This is a genomic window from Treponema endosymbiont of Eucomonympha sp., from assembly GCF_001028545.1.
In genome coordinates this window covers 1-848 of record NZ_BBPW01000265.1, presented here as the reverse complement: position 1 = coordinate 848, position 848 = coordinate 1, and the positions used below count along the sequence as shown (strand labels likewise).

The window sequence follows — 848 nt, the reverse complement described above, 5'->3', positions numbered from 1 at the left end:
TTAGCCAGGTCTGTGGGCATTCCGCGGCGGGAGGGCTTGGTGAGGGGCACGCGGAGCGGCGACGTTGAGGCCGCGCTGCCGTTCTATATCATGCGGAAGACCGGCATGAGCGCCGCCGAAATGGACGCCGCGCTCAACAAGAAGTCCGGCTTGCTCGGCATTACCGGCAAGTACGTTGACCGCCGGGACGTGCAGAAGGCTGCCGAAGACGGCGACCGGCGCGCAAAGCTGGCGCAGGATATGGAATGCTACCGAATCAAGAAGTATATCGGCGCGTATTCCGCCGCGCTCGGCAGGGTCGACGCGCTCGTCTTTACCGCCGGCGTGGGCGAGTTCTCCGCGCTCATCCGCGGCAAGTCCTGCGCCGGGCTTGAGCGGCTCGGCATACGGCTGGACGAGGCGAAGAACGCGCTTGCCCGCACGCGAAACGCCGAGACCTGCATAAGCGCGGACGATTCGCCCGTGAAGGTGTTCGTCATACCGACCGACGAGGAACTGGTTATGACCGAGGACGCCTTTGCCCTGATGAAGGGCACCTATGACGTGCACACGAATTTCGCCTATACGTTCCAAAGCCCCGGCTACGTGAACAAGGCGCGCGCCGAAGGGCTGAAAGGCGACTTAGCGAAGAACCCTGCGCTGGAGAAGATTATAGCCAAGCCGTAACAAGAAAGCCCCCGCTTGTGCGGGGGCTTTTCTATGCGCGTGCGGGCATTTACGGGCGTATCTGCCCCTCGCCGTCGATAAGGTATTTGGTCGTCGTGAGCGCGGAAAGACCCATAGGTCCGCGCGCGTGCAGTTTCTGCGTCCTTATGCCGATTTCCGCCCCGAAGCCGAACCCCCCGCCG

2 pseudogenes are annotated in these 848 nt (G+C 63.0%); one reads left to right on the top strand and one right to left on the bottom strand.

What is annotated here, in order from left to right:
* Nucleotides 1-666: pseudogene (locus AWU74_RS06430) on the top strand (propionate kinase); the annotation flags it as partial.
* Nucleotides 667-715: 49 nt separating this feature from the next.
* On the opposite strand, the pseudogene proA reads toward AWU74_RS06430, so the two are convergent.
* A pseudogene (proA, locus tag AWU74_RS10660) lies at nucleotides 716-848 on the bottom strand (glutamate-5-semialdehyde dehydrogenase); the annotation flags it as partial.